The 20,985-nt window shown below is 46.7% G+C and carries 16 protein-coding genes; 9 read left to right on the top strand and 7 right to left on the bottom strand.

Annotation, left to right across the window (positions count from 1 at the left end; genetic code table 11):
- The first annotated feature begins 179 nt into the window (after positions 1-179).
- Positions 180-1,727, top strand: coding sequence for a hypothetical protein (locus Q0Q74_RS02775; RefSeq protein ID WP_294428292.1), 1,548 nt, complete (start codon positions 180-182; stop codon positions 1,725-1,727).
- Between the two features lie 85 nt (positions 1,728-1,812).
- On the opposite strand, the gene Q0Q74_RS02770 is transcribed toward Q0Q74_RS02775, so the two are convergent.
- Together Q0Q74_RS02770 and Q0Q74_RS02765 are read right to left on the bottom strand one after the other, a co-directional pair.
- Positions 1,813-2,766 carry a pectinesterase family protein gene (locus tag Q0Q74_RS02770; RefSeq protein ID WP_294428290.1) on the bottom strand — a complete coding sequence of 318 codons (954 nt, stop codon included), beginning with the start codon at positions 2,764-2,766 and terminating at the stop codon, positions 1,813-1,815.
- Between the two features lie 2 nt (positions 2,767-2,768).
- On the bottom strand, positions 2,769-3,404 hold the full coding sequence (locus tag Q0Q74_RS02765; protein WP_294428288.1) for an AAA family ATPase: 636 nt from the start codon (positions 3,402-3,404) through the stop codon (positions 2,769-2,771).
- Positions 3,405-3,488: 84 nt separating this feature from the next.
- Here Q0Q74_RS02765 and Q0Q74_RS02760 point away from each other — a divergent pair, with 84 nt between their 5' ends.
- The 6 genes from Q0Q74_RS02760 (at position 3,489) to mazF (ending at position 9,356) form a co-directional block, all read left to right on the top strand.
- The gene (locus Q0Q74_RS02760; protein ID WP_294428286.1) at positions 3,489-3,836 is read left to right on the top strand and encodes a hypothetical protein; all 348 of its coding nucleotides are present in this window, start codon (positions 3,489-3,491) and stop codon (positions 3,834-3,836) included.
- A 3-nt stretch (positions 3,837-3,839) separates the two neighbouring features.
- Positions 3,840-5,201, top strand: coding sequence for a GGDEF domain-containing protein (locus Q0Q74_RS02755; RefSeq protein WP_294428285.1), 1,362 nt, complete (start codon positions 3,840-3,842; stop codon positions 5,199-5,201).
- Positions 5,201-6,880 carry a diguanylate cyclase gene (locus Q0Q74_RS02750; protein WP_294428283.1) on the top strand — a complete coding sequence of 560 codons (1,680 nt, stop codon included), beginning with the start codon at positions 5,201-5,203 and terminating at the stop codon, positions 6,878-6,880. The genes Q0Q74_RS02755 and Q0Q74_RS02750 overlap by 1 nt, the downstream gene beginning before the upstream one ends.
- Before the next feature lie 130 nt (positions 6,881-7,010).
- Positions 7,011-8,447: a HipA domain-containing protein gene (locus Q0Q74_RS02745; protein ID WP_294428281.1), complete on the top strand. Its 1,437-nt coding sequence runs from the start codon at positions 7,011-7,013 to the stop codon at positions 8,445-8,447.
- A 343-nt stretch (positions 8,448-8,790) separates the two neighbouring features.
- Positions 8,791-9,024 (top strand): AbrB/MazE/SpoVT family DNA-binding domain-containing protein, encoded by a 234-nt coding sequence (locus Q0Q74_RS02740; RefSeq protein WP_178751232.1) that lies wholly within the window; start codon positions 8,791-8,793, stop codon positions 9,022-9,024.
- On the top strand, positions 9,018-9,356 hold the full coding sequence (mazF, locus tag Q0Q74_RS02735) for an endoribonuclease MazF (protein ID WP_294428277.1): 339 nt from the start codon (positions 9,018-9,020) through the stop codon (positions 9,354-9,356). Before Q0Q74_RS02740 ends, mazF begins: the two co-directional genes overlap by 7 nt.
- Before the next feature lie 739 nt (positions 9,357-10,095).
- Here mazF and Q0Q74_RS02730 read toward each other — a convergent pair.
- From Q0Q74_RS02730 to rsmG, 5 genes are all read right to left on the bottom strand, one after another.
- Positions 10,096-11,175, bottom strand: coding sequence for a hypothetical protein (locus Q0Q74_RS02730; protein WP_294428274.1), 1,080 nt, complete (start codon positions 11,173-11,175; stop codon positions 10,096-10,098).
- Positions 11,176-11,323: 148 nt separating this feature from the next.
- Positions 11,324-13,303, bottom strand: coding sequence for a fimbrillin family protein (locus Q0Q74_RS02725; protein WP_294428272.1), 1,980 nt, complete (start codon positions 13,301-13,303; stop codon positions 11,324-11,326).
- 16 nt (positions 13,304-13,319) lie between these two features.
- Positions 13,320-14,333 (bottom strand): fimbrillin family protein, encoded by a 1,014-nt coding sequence (locus Q0Q74_RS02720; RefSeq protein WP_294428270.1) that lies wholly within the window; start codon positions 14,331-14,333, stop codon positions 13,320-13,322.
- Between the two features lie 33 nt (positions 14,334-14,366).
- Positions 14,367-16,595: an Ig-like domain-containing protein gene (locus Q0Q74_RS02715; RefSeq protein ID WP_294428269.1), complete on the bottom strand. Its 2,229-nt coding sequence runs from the start codon at positions 16,593-16,595 to the stop codon at positions 14,367-14,369.
- 125 nt (positions 16,596-16,720) lie between these two features.
- Positions 16,721-17,452 (bottom strand): 16S rRNA (guanine(527)-N(7))-methyltransferase RsmG, encoded by a 732-nt coding sequence (gene rsmG / locus Q0Q74_RS02710; RefSeq protein WP_294428267.1) that lies wholly within the window; start codon positions 17,450-17,452, stop codon positions 16,721-16,723.
- A 270-nt stretch (positions 17,453-17,722) separates the two neighbouring features.
- Between rsmG and Q0Q74_RS02705 the strand changes: the two genes are divergently transcribed.
- Positions 17,723-19,141, top strand: coding sequence for a DUF234 domain-containing protein (locus Q0Q74_RS02705; protein ID WP_294428266.1), 1,419 nt, complete (start codon positions 17,723-17,725; stop codon positions 19,139-19,141).
- 206 nt (positions 19,142-19,347) lie between these two features.
- The gene (locus Q0Q74_RS02700) at positions 19,348-20,970 is read left to right on the top strand and encodes a bifunctional anthranilate synthase component II/anthranilate phosphoribosyltransferase (protein ID WP_294428264.1); all 1,623 of its coding nucleotides are present in this window, start codon (positions 19,348-19,350) and stop codon (positions 20,968-20,970) included.
- The last annotated feature ends 15 nt before the right edge of the window (positions 20,971-20,985 follow it).

The following is a 20,985-nucleotide window of genomic DNA, read 5'->3' as shown; positions in this document are numbered from 1 at the left end:
TCTGATTCACAATATAGCATTATGATATGATTTTGTATTTTTGCGATAAAAATTAAGATTTATAAATATCGGGAATGTGCAAGCCGCGCTTTTATCGGCAAAATGCAAATTCTTAACACAAAAATCTTTCTACTGTCTTATAAACTATTTTCGTATAAAAAATATCTTTTGGAGGAAATATGAAAAAGATTACAAAATTGGCAGCACTTCTTGCCGCTAGCACACTTCTTTTCAGCGGTTTGTTCTTGTCTTGCTCAAGCGATGACGATGATGATGGCAACTCAGCAACAAAATCAGACAAAGAAGTCCAGAAAGAAGAAGAAAAGAAGGACGATGAGGAAAGCAATAAAGTTGCTGAACCAAAACTCGTTGTAAACGCAACATGGGATTTCAAGGCTGACCTTGCAGGAAACGGAAACAACAACGTGTTCTCAACATATCCTATCTCTTTGGCAACCAAAGGAAAGAATTCAATCGACAACAGCACAGAAAAAGGTGCAAGCCTTGTCATCAAATCTGGAAACAAATTCAAATGGAAGGATGAGACTTCTGACAATCCAAATGCATACGGACTTTACTGTGCCTCAAAAAAAGTTGCTGAGTCTACTTCATACACAACCCTTGATTTCACAGACACAGCTAACTATGCGTATGGCGTGCTTGAACTCACAACAACCGATTCATCTAAACTCTCATTTGACATTTCTAGCAACACAGAAGGATACAACTCATGGGTTATCGTAACTGACAAAGACGGAAAGGTTCTTCTTGCAAAAGAAAACCTCGTAAAAAATCAGATTGAGACTCTGACAACAAGTTCTTTGGTTTCAGCTGGAACTTACACAATCTATATGCAGGCTTCACGATTGCACAAAGTAACAGCTTTGAATGAGCTTACAGCAAATGCATCAGATGTCGTAACAAAAATCTCTATCAAATATTATGACGAAGACAACTCTTCATGGGCAGGATTCGAAGACTTCGATATCGGTGCTGAATCAATCTCAGCAAGCGATTTGAACACAAAGATTAAGAATGCAGATGCTGCAAAACCTATCGTTACAGAGATTGTAAAAGAGCTTAACGGAATACTCGCAGCTGCAAAAATCACAGACAAAACTGCTACAGCAGATTCATTTGATTTCATCTTCTTTGGAAGCGAAGCTGACTGGAAAGCATTCAACGATGCAGACGATGCAGACGATGACACCGCAGAAGCAGCAGCCCTCGCAAAAAAACTCAGCACAATCGAAGCATCAAAGACAGTTTATGTTAACCTTGTCTTCTCAAAAGAATATGAGAGCTGGTTTGCTGTTGTTGATGATGGTGATGTCACTCCAATCGCTTTTGATGTTTCAACTTCCACAACAATGCCAACTTGGGAAAAAGGTGGTGCTTGTGCTGACGGAACATATGATGGCGTAACAGTCGCAAATATCAAATATGCAAATTCTGGAACCAAGCAGATTGAACTTACCAAAAAAACAGGTACTGCAAGTTTTAATGTCGATGCTAACGCAAAAATTTCAATTACTGTTGCATCAACAGGAGCCAACAATGAATCTGCTTATACTGTTGTAGGTGGTGGTCTGAACGAAAGCAAGACAATTGCAGGCGCAGCTCTTACTGAAGTCACTTTTACAGCAACTGAAGCAGGACCTGTTGTCATAACAGCAGGTGACTCACGAGCCATAAGAATTCAAAAAATCACGGTAACATATAACTAATCTTCCTTGAATAACTAAATTCACGGATTTTAGTTCATATTAAACAAAAAGGACTGTCCCGAATCAAGGCAGTCCTTTTTTTGCTTTAAATCAATGCTGCAAGTTCTTTTGCTTCATCTTCTGTCATTGTGTAGCCGTGCTTTTCTTGCAGGCGGCTGTCATAATCAGAAAGACTTCCGTCAACGCCGCGAATCTTTGTGCCGTACTGCCGCCAGCCGCATTTTGCGCTTCCTTTTTCGGGGTAGACGGCACGCGTCCCGTTTTCGTCAGTCCAAAGCGCAAGGTCGTAAAGTTCAGAAATCGTGCAGTTTATGAGCGCGATTGAATCCCATCTGTCAACGCTGTCTTTTTTGCCGGTTCCCTGTGAACGCCCGATGTAAATCTCTGCATCCTTTCCGCGGTCTTCGGCCGTGAAATTGCAGTTTATGAAGACAAAACCGGGTTTTGAATTGAGTGCACGGCTTTGAAGCACATAGGCTGGCCTGTCACTTCCGCGATTGTCTGCCCTGGTGTGAATGGTGCAGTCTTCAAAAACAGAAGTGTCGCAATATCCCCAGATAAAATCAACATCGCCGCAAACAAAGCAATTTTTGAACCGTGAAAAGCCTTTGACATGAATCGTGTCCTGACGGCTCACAAAGCTCATTCCCTCGCAGCTCAATTTTCCGCTCGGACAGTGAAAGCAGATTGCCTCCGCCTGATTTCCAAGTGCGGCATCATCACAGGTTTTGACATGAGTGTTTTCGAGCGTGAAATTTTTAAGCGTAACCGAAGTGCATTTTTCACCGAAAGTGAGCACGGCTCGATTTTCAGTGTCTTTGTGATAAGCCTCGCAATTTTCGGAGCGCAAGGCACATTTTTCGGCATTTCCAGATTCACTTTCAATCACGAGCGGATTCGGCAAATTGTAAAAAATACGCTCGTGAAGAAGGCCTTTATGCTCACCGTCCGAAAGCAAAATGTGAATCAACTCATCAGATGGTGAAATTTTAGAAAAAACTTCTGAAAGCGAGTCGTTTGTTGTAAGTGTCAGTTTCATGATTACATCTTCGCCATTTCAACAATCCACTTTGCCGTGGCTTCGATACCCGCACTCGTGCTGTTAATCATCATATCGTAATTTTTGCGGTCCCCCCAGGTGTTTTCGGTGAAAGTGTTGTAGTGATTTGCACGCCGCTTATCGATTTGAATGATTGTCTTTTTGGCGCAAGATTCCGTTTCTTTATAGATTTCCTCGATTCGCTTGACTTTTGCTTCGATGTCCGCGTAAATGAACACATTCAGAAGGTCTTTATTGTCGATTCCATCATAAGTGGAGAGAATGTAATCTGCACAACGGCCAACGATTACGCAAGGCTCTTTTGTGAGACCGATAATGATTTTGCGCTCGGCATTGAAAATCTGATCAACAAGAGGCAAATTCGCCTGAGTAATGGGTTGATTCATGCCCGCTGCCGTTCCCGCATAACTGGTTCCCAAAAGAAGATTATAAATCCATCCTGAAGAAAGATTCTGCTCAGTTTTTTTGATAAAGTCCGCTGAAAGACCGCTTTCCTGGGCCGCCATATCGATGATTTCTCGATCATAAAAAGCATAGCCAAGCTGCTCAGCAACCATCTTGCCAATCAAACGCCCGCCAGAACCGTATTCACGGCTGATAGTAATGTATTTTTTCATGTTGAACCTCCTGATACCCGGCAAACGCCCGTAGAATTTTCTCCAAAACTATTATATCATGGATTTTGAAAAACGGGAGAAAAAATGACTGGTTACGAAAAAATTGCGATTCTTTTAACGGAACTCGGCTCGGAAACAAGTGAAACAATCCTTTCAAGACTCAATCTTTCGCCAGTTCAAATGAATAAAATCAGCAAAAACATCATGTCGCTTGGAGCTTACAATCCCCGTAATCTTTTTCATGTTCAGCGCGAAACAGCCGTTCTTGAAGAAGTAAAAAAATTCGGTGAGCTTCGTGGGATTTATCGCAATATCGCACCAGAAAACGGCGGCTTCATCATGGTTGACAAGAATCTCGAAGCCCTTAAAAAAGAAATTCCTCAAAGCCCAGAAGATGTTGCAAATGTTTTGAGAGGCTGGCTCGACAGTTAAATTATGAGAAAATTAGCTTATATTGCAATCGGCACTATTTCTGCCTCAATCCTGATTTTGTGCGCAGTTTTTTTCTTTATTACTAATATCAGCGAAAAAACGGTTCGCAAGGCTGACCAGATACTTTGCGAGCATATTCGTGACGCGGCACTCAAAAAACTCAACGAACCAATTATCGTTTCCAAAATGATGGCAAGCGATGGTTTTCTGCTGAATTTTCTCCAGAATGAAGGGGATTTGGATTCCGATACCGAAACGATGAAATCTTATCTTTCACGGATACAAAATAATTTCGGATTTGCACAGGCGACTCTTATTTCCGCCAAAACCTATCGATATTACCGCGATGACAAGATGTACAAAATAATAAATCCTACAGGCTATTCTCACGATCTCTGGTTCAATTTATTCGAGGCCGGCTACAAAGACTTTTCGGTTAATGTCTTCCGCCACATAAGGGGAATTGATTATTCAAAAATGTATGTGAATTACCGCATTCAGAACGCTGACGGGAAATTTCTCGGGGTCGCAAGCCCTTCAATTTATATAAAAGATGTGATGGCCGCTTTTTCCGAACTTGAAGAAAAATATCATGTAAAAATCAACACAACGGACAGTTCGGGAATCGTCAATATTGACTCTACTTTTTCCGAAATCATGGTTGCGAACCTCTCGCATTTGACCGGGAACAAAAAAGAAAATCAGTTCAAAAAAACAGGTCTCACAAGTTTCTTTGCGAGTTACTATCTTCCTGATTTTGACTGGTATTTTATCATCAGAAGCACGGACAAAACCGAGAACAACACAAGATTTTTGCTTTTCTATCTGATTGCGGTCTCGATTTTGAGCATAGATTTGTTTGTCTTGTTCATGACGACAAAAATTCTCCGAAGCCAAAACAATGTCTCGATTTTCTCAAAGGAGCAGCTTGATAAGCTCACAGGTCTTCCGAACCGCAATTATTTTAAAGACCAGTTCGGCGAGCGCGGGCTTTTCAACACGACCATCTATAAGTGCATCGCAGTGTTCGACATCGACTATTTTAAGGAAGCAAACGATAACATGAACGGAGACCAGGCATTGCTTTCTGTCGTAAAAAAGATGAGTGCCCTTCTCGAAAACCATGGAGTTATGCTGCGCTGGGGCGGAGATGAATTCGTTGTGCTTTTCGAGCTTCCATTGGAAAACGCATACAAAATCTGCCGTGATTTCTGCAAATCAATAGAAGAAAACGGTCTGATAACAGTATCAATCGGACTCACAGCCGTTAATCTCTCAGATTCAATCAAAACCAACTATCATCGTGCCGCTCGTTACTGTTACATGGTAAAAGAGCTGGGCGGAAACGGAGTGAAAAAAGACTGATGAAATCAATACGCACTCGTATCGCTCTTTCCTACATAATAATGATTCTCTGTCTGTGGGTGATTGTCGGCACAGTCTCGATTTCTTATGTCCGTACCGCAATTTTTCAGTACTCGGCGGATTCAATGCACTTTCTTCTGGAAGAGAAAATCACCGTGCTCAACACGGCATTTTCTGGGATAGAGCAAAATGTCAGCAGATTGAACAATTTTATCGCAAGCCGCAACAAGCATTATGACGAGAAATTCTATGAAGAGCTTTTCGAAAAATCAGTTCTGGCTTTCGATGACCAGAAATTCGTCAAAACGATTTACTTCTGCCCGAATCCAAACGAAACAGACTCATCGAAGTGCCTGTATCTTCTGAATACGGTGAACGGCTCGGCGAATCATTTTCGCTTCACAACCGACAAAGACGGCGATTACATCAATTTGACCTTCGATATTGCAAAGCGCGGCAAAGATTCAAGAGAGCATATTCCGTGGTTTTATGCGGCAGAAGAAAATAAAATTCCAATGTGGATTGGCACATATCCTGGCATTAATGCAGAAGATTTTGCTCCGATGATTTCATATTTGTCGCCTGTTTTTTCTGACGGCAAATTCTGCGGCGTAGTCGGGGTTGAAATCACGCTCCTTTCATTACGCTCCGAAATCGACAGTCTTGACTACGGAAATTCATCCGGCATTCTTGTGAACCCTAAAGGCGATTTTATTTATCACAAGGATTTTCCGTCAGGTCTTTCATCTGAAGAATTTTGCACTGACAAAGACCTTTCTCATTTGACGAAATTTCTTTCCGCTAAATATGCCGACTCAAAAACAACTTACGAATACGAATGGAAAGATGGCATGCAGGTTCTTATTTTGGGAATGCTTAAAAACGGAATGTTGCTCGCGCTTTCTGTTCCAAAAGAGCAGCTTATTTCATTGCAGCACCAGATGTTCTTGCAGCTGGCGATTTTGTTCATCGTGTCATTGACAATAGCGATTAGCGTGATTGGCATTGTGACGAACAAAATTGTAAAACCGATTGAAATAATCAATCAGTCGGCACATTACATCGCTCACGGTGAGCTGAACACGAAGATTCCTGTCTACTCAAAGGATGAGTTTGGAATGCTCGCGTCTTCAATCCGAAAAATCGAAGTGGAACTGAGCGAATATATTGGTCACATAAGGGACATGGCTTACAAGGACTTTATGACAGGATGCCGCAACAAGGCCGCATACCTAAAGCACCAATCCGCAATCGAAATGAAGATTGATGAAGGAATGGCAAATTTCACGGTATATGTTTGCGATGTGAACGGACTCAAACACCTCAACGACACTCTTGGTCATGAAATGGGCGATGCGCTTATCAAAGGGGCGGCAAGTGCTCTTAAAATCGCTTTCGATGAAAAAACGGTTTTCCGAACTGGCGGAGATGAATTTGTGGTTGTGATTGAAGATGAGAAAGAAGATGTTGAGGCGAAAATTGCCGCCTTCAATAAAGCAGTCGCAGACTTCAACGAAGAAAACGAATTTGATTTCACGCTCGCAGTTTCAATCGGGGCTGCCACTTTCAAAAACGGAATCGACAAAGATTTCAAATCCGTCGCGGAACGGGCCGACAAAGCCATGTATGCAGACAAGGAAGAATTCTACAAGCAGCACGAAGATTTGCGGAGAAAATGAGCCGATAAAAGAGCAAATAAGGCCGATTTTTCGTAGACTTTTTACAGAATGAGCCGATATTTTCAAAATTTGAGCCGATAACTTACATTTTTCCCTTGACATTCGCAAAAATGAGCCGATAAAATTAGTCATGGCTCTGGAGAACAAACTCTTCATTTTATACAAGAAAAACATTCCCATCCTTCTCTTTGAACAGGACAAGGATGAATACATCGTTGCCATAAAAAAGATTTTCAATCTGCTCCATCTTCCGCCCCATCTTTTTACAAATGGAATCGCATCCGAAGAAAACGAATACGGTCTTTGCCAGAAACTAGAGGAATTCTTCAACAACCGCATGATTCCGTACAGCCGCCGGGATTTCCGCACCATGCTTTCCGAGCTGGAGCTTGAAACAAACGAAGAACTTGCCAAAAAAAGCTATTATCTGAGCCTTTCCGATCAGTACTGGATTTGCAATATGAGTGACATGGGCAGAATCTGGTGGGAAGACATCAATTTCTTCACGAACGAATACGATGAGGCAATCGGTCTGCGCCTGATGAGTGCGTCAAAAGCCCTCAACAAACATTCAAATTCCCTCTCGCCCGACAACACCACGAACGGAGAACTTCCCAAACGCTGGGTTCGCAAAAACGGAAAGAATTTTCTCGAAAAAGCAGGAACAGGCACCGAACAGCAGGAAGCTCTCAACGAAGTGCTTGCAAGCGAAATCTGCCGCCGCCTCAAAATCAATTATGTCCCCTATGAGCTTGAAATCCGTGACGAGCAGTATTTTTGCATTTGTCCCGACATGGTAGACGAAAACACGGAGCTTGTGCCAATGGAATCAGTTTATCAGGGAATCAAGCTCAACGACGGGAAATACGATTTCGAAAAGCTGATTGAACGATGCGAATTCCTTAAAATTCCCGATGCAGAAATCAACATTCTAAAAATCATCCTGCTCGACTTCATAATTGCGAATGAGGACCGGCACTCAAACAACCTTGGCTTTCTGCGACATGCCGAAACGCTCCAGTGGCTGGGTGTCGCCCCGGTCTACGACTCAGGAAAGTCAATGTTCCTCAATAAGGTTGATTTTGAAATTAACGAAATGGCTTCCCCCTGGATTGATTCAAAGCCCTTTGAGGAAAAGCAGCTTGCGCAATTCAATTCTCTTCCAATGGAAAAACTTTACAGCCTGGTGGATTTTTCGGCCCTGGACGGCATTCAGGACTGGTACAAAGATTTTCTAAAGCCCCTCCGTCGCCTTTCCCAGGACAAAAAAGAGGCCCTGGCAAGAAAACTTGGCGAGCGCATTGCCGAAGCTCAGAATCTGCTGGAAGAAAAATACAGAAAAAGTCCCCTTGCGACGAGCAAAAGCAAAGAAAAGGCCAGCGAAAAGCCAGAAATCCTGCTCCTAAAGCAGCTTAAAGAAAATCCCCGCCGCACCAAAGAAGAATTCGCCGAAATTCTATCTCTTTCCCGTGCCACAATCACGCGCAGCCTTCAAAAGCTCGTGGCAGAAGGCAAAATAAGGCGACTTGGCTCCAACAAGACCGGCTTTTGGGAAGTGCTGGAATAGCGACAGCCCTTGCGGGCTGCTGCTACTATCCCTGGTGCGTAGGACTGAGAGCATAAAAAAACCGCCCTATATGAAGTGATCCAGACTTCGGGCGGTTATAAAACAATAACTCAACGGAGGAGGTCGCTTTTCTGCTTTGCGTCCCCGCTTTCTTTTATTGTATCCTGCCTTTACAGGTTCGTCAAGTTTTCAACTAGCAAGCAGACCTCACGCCATTTTCAAGAATAAAAAAATCAGGACAGTCCTGATTTTAAGCATGGCGAGTCAAGTTCGCCTTTTTTATATATTTTTGCTTGACAATAAAGATATACAATGTATACACTTAACGTATGGAGGTTGCATTATGCAGGCAGTAGTTCAGAAATGGGGCAACAGCCTCGGTTTTAGGATTCCTTCTCTTTGGGCAAAAGACAACAATGTAAAGAATGGCAGTAAAATTGAAGTAATCGCAGAAAAAGGGAAAATGGTAATTCTTCCTCAAAAAAAGACTCTTGATGACATGCTGGCTATGGTCACTTCAGAAAACATCCATTCAGAAATATCAACTGGCAATTCGGTAGGTAATGAAGAATGGTAGCTTCAAATTATACTCCAGAAAAAGGTGATTTAGTTTGGCTCGATTTTAATCCGCAAGCAGGTCATGAACAAAAAGGTCGTCGTCCTGCAATTTGCATCTCTCAGAAAAAATACAATCAGAAAATCGGTCTTGCTTTGTTCTGTCCTATCACAAGCCATATAAAAGGTTATCCTTTTGAAATTGTATTGGAAAATCATTCAATCAACGGCTGTATTTTAAGTGATCAGGTAAAAAATCTTGATTATAGACAAAGAAACTGTGATTTTATAGAAAAAGCGACAGAAGAGGAAATTAATTCTGTTGTGGACAATATAAAACTGTTAATAGAATAATTACATAACAAAGGCTACTTGGGGTGCACTTCAGCGAAGGATTGTCTGTGTCCTTTTCTGGGCACCCCCGCCGAAGCCTGACGGCTTTCGGCGGGCCAGGCTATCCGCGGTTCCGCGCTAACCGCGCTCCATTCGAACCTGGCGTTCATTTCGCTTTCGCTCAATTTCCGCCAGGTTCGAACAGCCCTTGCGGGCTGCTGCTACTATCCCTGGTACAAAAGACATCTATTGATTATTATAGGGGTTCAGTGTACTATACAATTTATAGGGGACGCTTTGCAGATTGCGGCGGCTTGCCTCCGATTTCGCATGAATGAAGGAGGCCTGTCTGTGACAGATTACGAAAAAGCGATGTTGGTCATCGCAATTATCGCACTTGTTATAGACCTGCTCACCTTCCTGTTTAAATAGGACTGAGAGCATAAAAAAACCGCCCTATATGAAGTGATCCAGACTTCGGGCGGTTATAACAATAACTCAACGGAGGCGGTCGCTTTTCTGCTTTGCGTCCCCGCTTTCTTTTACTATATCCTGCCTTTACAGGTTCGTCAAGTTTTCAACTAGCAAGCAGACCGGGCGTCGTTGCGTCTTGCTATGGTCATGGGATGTGAGGGTTACTCCCACATCACGCTGTGACTTTGCCCTTACCGTCTGACCAGCCTGTGCTGTCAGACGGTATTGTTCTCACAGGGGGCTGTCCCCCTGTGAGCATGCCTGTGGGGGGCAAGGGTAAAAAATTCTACTCGACCTCGCAAGCCAGGCGGACACTGTACCCGTAGCTCCGATTGTCGTAGTTCTCGGGAGTCAGACCGTCCGAAAGGAAGAACACGTAGTACGCGATGCTCGTGCTATAAGGCGTAGCAGACCAGTAGCCGCCGTTCGTGCCCGCATTCTCCACCGCCGAACCAGACCAGTGGCCGGTAGCAGGCAGGAACACACAGCCGGCAGACTCAAATGTAGCCCAATCGCTTCCGGAATACTCTGCACCGGTATAATTATCAGGATAGATGACAACGCCAAGCTTACCGTTCACACTCTGGCCCAGTGTGTAACTCTTGCCGCTGCCTGAGCCGCCATTTACTGTGCGGTCGTCGAACAGATATGTCCACTCGTCCTTGCTCAGCGTGAACCAGCCTGTGCCCATCGTTGCGCCCCAATCCACGAAGTCGCCGGAATAAGTGCTGGTGCTTACAGAAGTATTCATACCGTATGTGGTTGCAGATGTGCTCCAGCAGAACTTATCACATGCGTCTGCGCTGTAGCTTGTGTAATAGTCATACTGGTTGTCGAAGAAGCTCCATGTGTCCGATGCGTAGCGCAGGTTACCCTTGGAGAAATACACCTTCTTCGTTGAGCTTACGCTGAAAACGCCGTTGATGGCTCCCTCGGGTACGGTGTTGGCACCTTCGGGGACGGTGTTGGACTCCACGGCAATGGTGAACACAAACTTGGTATTGCCCGCTTCCATACCCACAATATCGCCGCTGTACGATACGCTGGAGGCAGGAGTGCCCGTCCAGGTGCCTCTGCGGAAGAAGTACCACCACGCGCGGTCGGAATCGTCCCCCGTAGACGACCAGTAGTAGTTCGACTGCATATTCGTTCCGCCGACGCTGCTGAAGCCATCGCACAGGGCGGTGTAGCTGCCGGCAGCGGAAATCATGTTGTCCCACTCGTCCTTGGTGGCCAGCTTCCACGTGCCGTCGGTGAAGGCCGGCGTGTGGGCGGCGCAGGTTGTCTGGGCCGTGCTCCAGTTCATCGAGCCCTCATCGGTCAGCGCCAGTGCCAGGCCGTTGGAGCCATTCAGATAGGCTATCATGGCCACGGCGGTCACGCCCGTGGGCAGGCTGCCGTGGCTTTCGGTGCCGTCCTCCTTGTGCTATTTAGAACACATCGTTACTGGTCCTATGCGTTAAAGTGCACAATAAGAACCATCCCTTATGTGTCTGTGTGAGCAAGGTCTATTCTCAATTCTTCGGCACGATGGTGCAGACGATGGTGGTTTGGGTCGTGCCATTGCCCAAAAATTCGCCGCTGAAAGAGACTGTGGAGGCAGGAGTGCCCTCCCAGGTCATTGATGAGCCGCCACCACTCCAGCCCGTGCCGGAAGCATAGCAACGGGTGGTCGTCACAACAATCTTTGTGAAGTTGCCTAGGGTGGTAGAGAATGATCCGTCGTCCATGAGGTTGCCGCGCCGAGAGTCAATCATGCCTGCTGAGACGGTGACACCGTCTTTTGTGAAACTAGGACTATATCCATCTCCCCAATCGCTCTGGTTGATGGTGACGACTTTGCTTACCGTAACGGCGCAGGTGGCCGTCACGCCGCTGCCGTCGTTGGCCGTGGCAGTGATGTTGGCTGTGCCTAAGGCTACGGCGGTCACCTTGCCGTCAGCATCGACGGTGGCGACGGCCTCGTTGTCGCTGCTCCAGGTGACGGTCTGGTCGGTAGCGTCATCGGGTGTCACGCTGCTGACGCTGAGCGTCTCGGTCTGGCCGGCCGAGATGGTGGTAGCGGTCTTGTTGAGCGTGATGGCGGTGACGAGAGTTGCCGCGCTGCCTGACACTTCGAATACGAGGCAGGCACGGACATTGCGGCCGAGGCTCTCATTGGCTTTGCTCCAGTCGACATCGCCATCGTCGAGGTGCACGAAGTGGGCGCCGACGCCTGGACTGTACTCCGACGACGACCAATAGAAGCCCGACTGCAAGGTTGTTCCTCCGGCGGTGGTGATAGCCGTATTCAGGCCGGAGTAGCTTTCTTCGCTGCCGCCGTTGGCACTGAACATCTGATTCCACTCGGCCTGGCTGGGCAGGTGCCATGTGCCGTTGGTGAAGGCGGGTGTTTTTGCTTCGCATGTGGATTTTGCCGTCGCCCAATTCGACGAGCCTTCGTCGGCGAGGGCGATGGCGAGACCGTTGGAGCCAGACACGTAGGCTATCATTGCTACCTTGGTCACGCCCGTGGGCAGGCTGCCGTAGGCGTAGTTCTTGCCGTCGCTGCCGATTACCTGACCCACAGCGGGGCTGGTGAGGCTAAGCGAGGCACCGCCCTGCTCCTCAGCCTGTCCTCCTGCGAGTGTCTCGCCGGTGGTCCAGTCGGTGACGGTGACGCTTGCCACCTCAATCCTGTTCTTACCCACTACGAGGTTGAAGGTGTAGCTGTTGCCTGCCTCCAGTTCGGGGATGCCCTTCACGAGGAGGGTGCTGCCTTCGCCGTCGGTCAGCTGGATGAAGCGGGCGCCGCTGTCACCATAGCCAGGCACTACGAGGGCGGTGTAGGTAGAGCCTTGACCACCGTTGCCCTGTGCGTATGGCTGGATTTCGGTGCTGCTGCCCGTGGGATTGCCGTCGGCAATGCCGCTGGCTTCGCTGTAGATGCGGACGTTGCTGACGGTCTTCTGGTCATCAAAGTACTGGCTGCCGAAGCCGCTGATGCGTACGATGACGCGGGCCATCTTGCGCTCCAGGTTCAGGTTGATGTCGTTGCCGTATTCGTTGCTGCCGGTCTGCTGGCGGGTCATGTAGTCGGCCAGGGCAATCTTCCCGGTCGTGCTCTGGTCGGCGGGCAGGGTGAAGCTGGTCATCGAAGTGCCCTCGGTGGCAGGATAGTAAGCCTTGAAGGTCATCTCGCTGTCGGTCCAGAGGAGGAACTTGCTGGAATCTGCCTCAGTCCAGGTCTGCTGGTCGGCGTCGGTACACTGGTATACGACGGGGTCCTGACCGTCGGTACTGACGCACACCTGATCGCCGGCTTCGAAGTAACGCATCTGGTCGTAATCGGTAGAATAGGACGCGATGCGGCTGCTTGACGGAGAGCCGGCATTGCATCGTATGGTAACGACATTAGAAGAGCCTTTGCTTTCCTCTTCCAGGCCGTTCTGGCAGCCGGCAAGCAGAAGAGTCGCGGCTGCAGCCAAAAAAAGATAGTTTCGTGCTTTTATCATTGTTTGCCTCCTGTTCTTATTCAGCTACATAGCAGCCGGGCATTGCAAGCCAGTCAGTTGATGAAAGATTTAATCCTGCAGATGGCGAAAGCGATGTTGAGCTGTCGCTTCCCACGGTAAGGGGCAGGGTGTAGCATTTTCCCTGCTCGAAGGTGAGGCTTTCAGTGTTTGTCCATGAGAATGAGCGGGTGCCAATTTTGAACGATACGGTCAATGCCCCGGCGGCAATCTCCTGCGGTACAACGATGGCCTCGTACTTGGCCGTGCTGTGCATGTCGGCATCGGTGGCAGCGTTGAAGACGCTCTGGTAGGGCAGGATGTCGGCAGAAGTAGAGCCAGTGGCGGTCACGGTGCCGTAGTTCTCATTGGCAGTCTCCATCGGATTGAAGTTATAGCCGACATTGGTGCCGCTGATGGTAAAATCTGTTACATCAGAGGCGCTGGTACCGAAAAACTCGGTTGACAAATCCAGCGTTACGTCCAGCTTGGACAGGGCGTGGTAGAAGTTCACCACCAGCTTGCCGTTCTGCATCAGCGTCTCCTCGATAGAGGGGTTGGCGATGGTCTTTGTGGGCATGGTCAGCAGGTCCTGCTGCTTCAGCTTGGCCGCGGTGCTCTGGTCGGCAGCCACGGTGAGGTTGGCGCCGCAGATAAAGTCATAGTCGCTGAATGTCTTACCCTGCTTGTAGGCAGCGGTCACGGTGATGCTCTGCTGGTCGTTCTGCCAGAGCATACGGTTCACGGGTGTCCACTCGCAGCCGTCGTACTGTACGGTATTGAAGTAGCTGTAGGTGGCAGAGGTCGGGTTGACAATCTTCACCTGGAACTGCTGGCCGTTCTGGTTCAGGTCGCTACCGGTGATGCTGGCGCGCGCCTGTGTGGGCTCAACGAGGTTGGTGGTAAAGCGGATTACGCCGTCCTCTGGAAAGCTGGCTGAGCCTTGTGCGCTTTCCACATCGTTATACTGGCAGCCCAAAAACAGAGCCGAAAAGACTGCTGCTGCAAAAAGATATGGTATTCTATGTTTCATAGTATGCTCCTTATTACGTTTCTGTAAAACTGCCTACTCGGTGATGAGATTGTCACCGGGCTCGTCTTCCCAAGAACTTGCGGTAAATCCCCTGTTCTCTACATCTACAGAAGCGGGCGTTACCGTAACGGTGCAGGTGGCAGTCACGCCGCTTCCGTCAGTGGCGGTTGCCGTGATGGTTGCACTAGCGTTGGTGCCGTTCGCTCCTGCGGCTACGGCGGTCACCTCGCCCGTCGTGGCGTTGACGGTGGCAACGGCAGTGTTGTCGCTGGACCAGGTTACGGTCTGGAATGTGGCATTTCCTGGCTCATAGGCGCTTACGCTTAGGGTCTCGGTAGAACCGGCAGATATGGTGGTGCTGGCCTTGTTCAGGGTAATGCCCGTTACTGGCACGATTTGAGCTGCATCGGGAACGGTAATGCTTGTGTCGGTTGTTGGTGTGCCGGAAACGGTCACGACGCTGCTACTGGTGCGCGTCAGGGTTATGCCGTTAGTGGTAGTAGCGGTAAAGTCTACAAAATAGTAGCCGTTGCTTGCTGTGTAGGTAACGGTGGTCATGGCGCCGTTTAGGTCGCTTTGGGTCGTTGCGCCGCCGCTTACTGTGGCATTCGCACCGCCGGTAAGGGTTACGGTGTAGGTAATCAGGCTTTCATAGGTTGATTCCGCTTCTGTCAATGTGCCGTAATTGGTCACAAGTACCTTCTGCGCGGCAGTCAGTGCGTCGTAAGCATTGCGGGCGTCGTCGATCAGTGTTTTGCAGGCGTCAGTGTAGGCGACCCTGCCGATTGCAGTGATTTTTGCGATTACAGTGTTTGCTGCGTTCTGGTTTGCAGCCGCTGTTTCGGCTTCGGTTTTGAGCGTGCTGTATCGCGTTTCAGCAGTGGTCAGCACGGTAAGCGTGTCTGCCGGAACAAGTGCTTTCTGTGCGGCGTTCAGTGCGTTGTAAGCATTGCGGGCGGCTTCAATGAGCGTTTTGCAAGCGTCAGTGTAGGCGACTGTGCCGATGGCGTTGATTTTTGCGATGACATCGGCAGCTGCGGCCTGGTTTGCAGTCGCTGTGTCAGCTTCGGTTTTGAGCGTGCTGTATTGTGTTTCTGCAGTGGTCAGCACGGTAAGCGTGTCTGCCGGAACAAGTGCTTTCTGTGCGGCGTTCAGTGCGTTGTAAGCGGTGCGGGCGTCGTAAATCAGTGCTTTGCAGGCGTCAGTGTAGGCGACCCTGCCGATGGCGTTGATTTTTGCGATGACATCGGCAGCTGCGGCCTGGTTGTCGGCAGCGGTTTTAAGCTCACTGTAGCTGCTTTCGGCAGTGGTGAGTGTGCTGTAGTTGGTTACCAGTACCTTTTGGTCGCTGGTGAGGGCGTCGTAGGCATTGCGGGCGTCGTCAATCAGTGCTTTGCAGGCAGGTGTGTAGGCGACCCTGCCGATGGCGTTGATTTTTGCGATGACATCGGCAGCTGCGGCCTGGTTTGCGGTCGCTGTTTCGGCTTCGGTTTTGAGCGTGCTGTATTGTGTTTCAGCAGTGGTCAGCACGGTAAGCGTGTCTGCCGGAACAAGCGCTTTCTGTGCGGTATTCAATACATCGTAAGCGGTGCGGGCATCGTCGATCAGTGTTTTGCAGGCGTCAGTGTAGGCCACGTTGCCGATGGCGTTGATTTTTGCGATGACATCGGCAGCTGCGGCCTGGTTTGCGGTCGCTGTGTCAGCTTCGGTTTTGAGCGTGCTGTAAGTCGTCTCTGCCGCTGTGAGCGTGCTGTAGTTGGTTACCAGTACCTTTTGGTCACTGGTGAGTGCGTCGTAGGCATTGCGGGCAGTATCGATGAGGCTCTTGCTTGCTTCGGTGTAGGCGACAGTGTCGATGGCGTTGATTTTTGCGATAACCGCAGCTGCCGCTTTCTGGTTTACGGTTTCTGTAGTCTCCTTGAATGTCGCACTCACCGTTACATTGCTTTCGGGCATTTTAAATTCGCCATTTGTTACAGTGATTGCCAAACCTTTAGAATCTGTTACTGAATAGGAATCAAGCTCATAGCCGGTTGCGGGCTTTGCAGTAAGTTTTATCGACTCTCCGGATGAAGCACTTTTTTTGCTTGCTTCTACAGAGCCGTTTTCAATGGTCGAAGAAATGGTGATGGTGTAATAGGTTGGTGAATCATTGTCAGCATCACTTTTACAACTGAATAAGGACAGGGGAAGGTAGAGGGAAAGTAATAAAATAAGGACTGAAGAAATTACCCCCCCCCGTCGTTTGTATAGTTGTTTCATAGGCAACTCCTTTAAACTGAAAATTTCTTTCGCTTAAGCAAAAGTCAAAATTATTTTGACTCCAGTTTAAGGAATTTGCAAGGAAAATTTTAACATTTTCTGATTTTAATCTGCTTGCTCCGTCTTTATTTTTCAATCACCACGAGATTTCTCTCCCTCTCTTCTTCATCACCAGTATTTTCTGTAAGGAAGGGCACGACCAGCGGGAAAATCTCGTATTTCGGTTTTTGCGGAAGAGATTTCATTTCTTCTATAATATTTGCCTTTTTCGCTTTGTATGCGCACAGGCATCCACCATCTTTTAAAATCCGAAGAAGGACTTTTGCCATCTTCTTCTCAAGCGGACGGAAAGCCCGGAACACGCACAAATCAAACCGCTTTTGTTCCAACCGTTCCGCCTGATCTTCTTCGACCGTTACATTTTTTAAGCCAAGCTCACCCGCACAATGATTCAAGAATGCACACCGCTTTGTCATGCGCTCAATCAAAGTGAACTTGAACTGAGGCAAAGCCGTTGAAAGAGGGATTCCAGGCAAGCCCGCACCGCTGCCAATGTCAGCAAGCGAAAGCTCTGAAACAAGACCGTTCTCCAAAACAGGAAGAGAGTTCGCATTGAATCGAGCAGAAAGAATCTCGCACACTTTTGGAAGCCCCGAAAGACTGTCAAGAATGTGTTTGACGGCAATTTCATCGTGCTCATCAGCGTTAATCAAATCAAATTTTGCGTTATATTCTTGCAAAATCGCAATGTATTTTTCCATTTTGGCTTCAAGCTCATCAATCGGGAGAATCTTGATTCCAAAAAACTCGCCCTTGTCAAAACCAAGCTGTAATAGCCCTTCTCGAAGAATATTCATGCCCTCATTTTAACAGAATTCACGCGCGGGGGTGAAGTAGCAAGTGCATTCCCGAACCTTGCGATGGCAACAGTTCCGGGAGCCGTGTTCTCGGTATGGCACAACATTTCAGGCGCGATTCTGGCAAATGTCTATCTGCGCTGGAACGAAGAAGAAGAGAAAATTCCGCACGCGGAAGAATAAAATGCAAATTCTTTTGTTTTCAAAAGAATCCGGCTACTCAACAAATCGTGATTTGACAAATCACGATTTGACAGATAAAATATAACTATGAAAACTTTTTGGGGCAGAGAAGAAGAACTCTCGTTCTTACAGGAAAAATATGAGTCTCAAAACGGCGAGCTTGTCATCGTCTATGGTCGTCGTCGTATAGGCAAAACTGAAACGATAAGCCATTTTTGTTTAAATAAGAATTCAGTCTTTTTTACTTGCACACAAACTGAGGACAAAAATCAGCTTAAAAATTTCAGTCAAAAACTTCTTTCTTTCAATCTTCCGCAGAGTCAGTACATCACGGAGTTTTCAAACTGGGAACAGGCCTTTCTCGCCATAAAAGATATTCCACATTCCAATCAATCCAAAAATATTGTCATAATCGATGAATTTCCGTATATGGCTCGCGAAAATTCTGAAATTCCTTCTATTCTTCAAAAACTTTGGGACACAGAGCTGAAGAATCAGAATCTTATGCTGATTCTTTGTGGAAGTTCTATGAGTTATATGGAAAAAGAAATTCTTTCCGAAAAGAATCCTCTCTATGGCCGTGCAACAGGAATCTACAAAATGCTTCCAATGCCATATTCTGATTCGGCGAAATTTTTTCCAAATTGGAACTCTCGCAACAAAATCATTGCACACGCTATTTTGGGTGGCGTTCCGTACTATCTCAGCCAATTTGACGAAACAAAAAATCTCAAAGAAAATATTTGTTTCAATATTTTACGGCGAGGTTCAATTCTTTATTCTGAGCCTGAATTCTTAATCCGGCAAGAACTTCGTGAGCCAGCAACTTATAATACGATTATTCAGGCAATCGCAACAGGCAAAACTGTTTTCAATGAAATCCAGCAAGCAACTCTTATTGAAAAAGGAAAACTTTCTGTTTATCTAAAAAATTTAATCGAACTTGGTATTGTGAGCAGAGAATTTCCTGTTTTAAGCACCAAAAAAGAAAAACAAAATGCACAACGAGGGATTTATAAGCTCCGGGATTTGTTTTTCCGTTTCTGGTACAGATTTGTGTTCCCGAATTATTCTTCAATTGAATTCGGCGATTGGGAAAACATTTATGATACGATTGTTGAGCCACAGCTGAATGAATTTGTTTCGTTTCCATTTGAAGATATTTGTATTGAATGGTTTCGGATTCAGAATAAAAAGCGAAATTTGCCATTTATCTTTACGCAAATCGGGCGTTGGTGGGATAAAAATATCGAAATAGATATTATTGCCACAAATGAAGATAAATCAAAAATAATCTCGGCTGAGTGTAAATTCCATAACACTCCCGTGAATGATTTTGATCTTGGAAAACACCTCAAAAAAGATTTGTCAAATCTCAAGAAAAAGGACAATGCAGAAATCTATTTATGGTATTTTTCATTAAGTGGATTCACAAAAGAAGCAATGCAATTTGCAAGGGAAAAAGATATTCATCTCGTTTCCGCCGATGAAATCTTCGCTATGTAAACGGCTTATCCATCGAAGCACGAAATTTCTATCATTTACACAAAAATTGTGATGTTACTATTGACAGAAACATTCTCATCTGTTATTCTGTTACTATAAACAGAAACAAAGGGGCGTTGCGGGGGAACCCGCAGAAGGGGTAGCCGATTCTTTAGATGAGGCGCAGGGGAAGGCTTTCCCCTCCCTAAATAAAAAGAGGTGTGTATATGATTGCTTTTATCGACAACAAGGACAGTTTTACTTTTAACATCGTTCAGAGCCTTGAGCGGGTTTCTGGCGACAAAGTTTGCGTTTTCCGCTCAGAAGAATCTACCGTTGCTGAAATCGAAGCGGCTAAACCGAGCCATATTATCGTTGGACCGGGACCGGGAACTCCTGAGACAGCCGGCATTTCAATAGAAGCAATTCGCTATTTTGCGGGCAAAGTTCCGGTTTTGGGAATTTGTCTTGGCCATCAGTCAATCGGAGCGGCTTTCGGGGCAAAAATCGTGGGTGCAAAATATATCCGTCACGGCATTGTCGAAGAAATCAGCACGGACGGCAAAGGAATTTTCCGTAATGTCGGACCAAAATGCAGCTTCACACGATATCATTCACTTGTCGTGGACGAAGCAACTCTTCCGAACGATTTTGAGGTCACTGCTCGTGCAAAAGACGGTGACATCATGGGAATCCGCCACAAGTCACTTGTAATCGAAGGCGTTCAGTTTCACCCGGAATCAATTGCCAGTGAAAAAGGTGATGAACTTTTCAAGGGATTTTTGAATTACCGCCGCGAAAACATGTGTTATTCAAAACTTCTGAACCAGCTGATTGATGAGAAAAAACCGCTTTCACGCGAACAGTCAGAAGGCTTCATTGGCGAGCTTGCAGAAGGCTCAATGGATGAAAAAATTGCGGCATCTGTCCTCACTGCAATGGCAGCACGTGGTCTTCCAACGGCAGACGAAATGACTGGGGCGGCAAGTGCAATGCTCAAAAAGAAGGCGAAATTCCCGCTTGAAAATGTCGGTCTTGCAGAAATCGTCGGAACTGGCGGTGACGGCAAGGGGTCTTTCAACATTTCTTCGCTTTCGGCTCTCGTTGCGGCAAGTTGTGGTCAGACTATGGCAAAGCACGGAAACAGGGCAGTTTCTTCTAAATCAGGGGCGGCAGATTTCTTTGAAAATCTTGGTGTAAACATCATGGCAAATCCAGGAAAAACAGCTGAACTTGTCAAGAAAACAGGATTCGGATTCCTTATGGCTCCGGTCTATCATTCGGCAATGAGATTTGCGGCTCCAGTCCGAAAGACGCTCGGAATCAAGACGGTCTTTAATGTGCTCGGACCGCTTTTGAATCCAGCTAATGCCGAATACGAAGTTCTTGGGGTTTATTCAAAAGATTTGCTCAAGGATTACGCTCATGCGGCAAAATCTCTTGGAGCAAGACGCGTCATGGTTGTCAATTCTGCTGACGGCTACGATGAAATCTCGCCATGTGCGCCCACAACAGTCTATCAGATTGACGAAAAAGGCCGTGAAAATCAGTACATAATCAATCCGAAAGATTTTGGAATCACTGATGCAGACGAAAGCGAACTTTACGGCGGAAACGGTGCAGACAACGCTGCTCTCGCAATGGAAGTCTTAAATGGAAAAGGCCGAAAAACAATTCGATATGCGGTTGGCTTGAACACGGCGGCAGTCCTTTATCTATGCGGAAAAGCACGCACCTTAAAAGACGGATATGCAATGGCTCTTGAAGCAATCGACAGTGGCAAAACGCTCGCAAAATTGCAGGAAATTCAGAAAGTCAGCAATGACTTAAAAGAGGATGTTGCGGCATAAAAAAAATCATATAAT

The sequence above is a fragment of the uncultured Treponema sp. genome (genome assembly GCF_946187725.1).
In the GTDB taxonomy this organism is placed as follows: domain Bacteria; phylum Spirochaetota; class Spirochaetia; order Treponematales; family Treponemataceae; genus Treponema_D.
Note: the sequence above shows the minus strand (reverse complement) of the source record. Positions and strands in the feature narration are given on the sequence as shown.

What these genes read in the sequence shown, in the direction of transcription:
- Q0Q74_RS02775 (WP_294428292.1), top strand. Translation starts at nt 180, where the DNA reads ATGAAAAAGATTACAAAATTGGCAGCACTTCTTGCCGCTAGCACACTT.
- Q0Q74_RS02770 (WP_294428290.1), bottom strand. Translation starts at nt 2,766, where the DNA reads ATGAAACTGACACTTACAACAAACGACTCGCTTTCAGAAGTTTTTTCT.
- Q0Q74_RS02765 (WP_294428288.1), bottom strand. Translation starts at nt 3,404, where the DNA reads ATGAAAAAATACATTACTATCAGCCGTGAATACGGTTCTGGCGGGCGT.
- Q0Q74_RS02760 (WP_294428286.1), top strand. Translation starts at nt 3,489, where the DNA reads ATGACTGGTTACGAAAAAATTGCGATTCTTTTAACGGAACTCGGCTCG.
- Q0Q74_RS02755 (WP_294428285.1), top strand. Translation starts at nt 3,840, where the DNA reads ATGAGAAAATTAGCTTATATTGCAATCGGCACTATTTCTGCCTCAATC.
- Q0Q74_RS02750 (WP_294428283.1), top strand. Translation starts at nt 5,201, where the DNA reads ATGAAATCAATACGCACTCGTATCGCTCTTTCCTACATAATAATGATT.
- Q0Q74_RS02745 (WP_294428281.1), top strand. Translation starts at nt 7,011, where the DNA reads ATGGCTCTGGAGAACAAACTCTTCATTTTATACAAGAAAAACATTCCC.
- Q0Q74_RS02740 (WP_178751232.1), top strand. Translation starts at nt 8,791, where the DNA reads ATGCAGGCAGTAGTTCAGAAATGGGGCAACAGCCTCGGTTTTAGGATT.
- mazF (WP_294428277.1), top strand. Translation starts at nt 9,018, where the DNA reads ATGGTAGCTTCAAATTATACTCCAGAAAAAGGTGATTTAGTTTGGCTC.
- Q0Q74_RS02730 (WP_294428274.1), bottom strand. Translation starts at nt 11,175, where the DNA reads ATGATAGCCTATCTGAATGGCTCCAACGGCCTGGCACTGGCGCTGACC.
- Q0Q74_RS02725 (WP_294428272.1), bottom strand. Translation starts at nt 13,303, where the DNA reads ATGATAAAAGCACGAAACTATCTTTTTTTGGCTGCAGCCGCGACTCTT.
- Q0Q74_RS02720 (WP_294428270.1), bottom strand. Translation starts at nt 14,333, where the DNA reads ATGAAACATAGAATACCATATCTTTTTGCAGCAGCAGTCTTTTCGGCT.
- Q0Q74_RS02715 (WP_294428269.1), bottom strand. Translation starts at nt 16,595, where the DNA reads ATGAAACAACTATACAAACGACGGGGGGGGGTAATTTCTTCAGTCCTT.
- rsmG (WP_294428267.1), bottom strand. Translation starts at nt 17,452, where the DNA reads ATGAATATTCTTCGAGAAGGGCTATTACAGCTTGGTTTTGACAAGGGC.
- Q0Q74_RS02705 (WP_294428266.1), top strand. Translation starts at nt 17,723, where the DNA reads ATGAAAACTTTTTGGGGCAGAGAAGAAGAACTCTCGTTCTTACAGGAA.
- Q0Q74_RS02700 (WP_294428264.1), top strand. Translation starts at nt 19,348, where the DNA reads ATGATTGCTTTTATCGACAACAAGGACAGTTTTACTTTTAACATCGTT.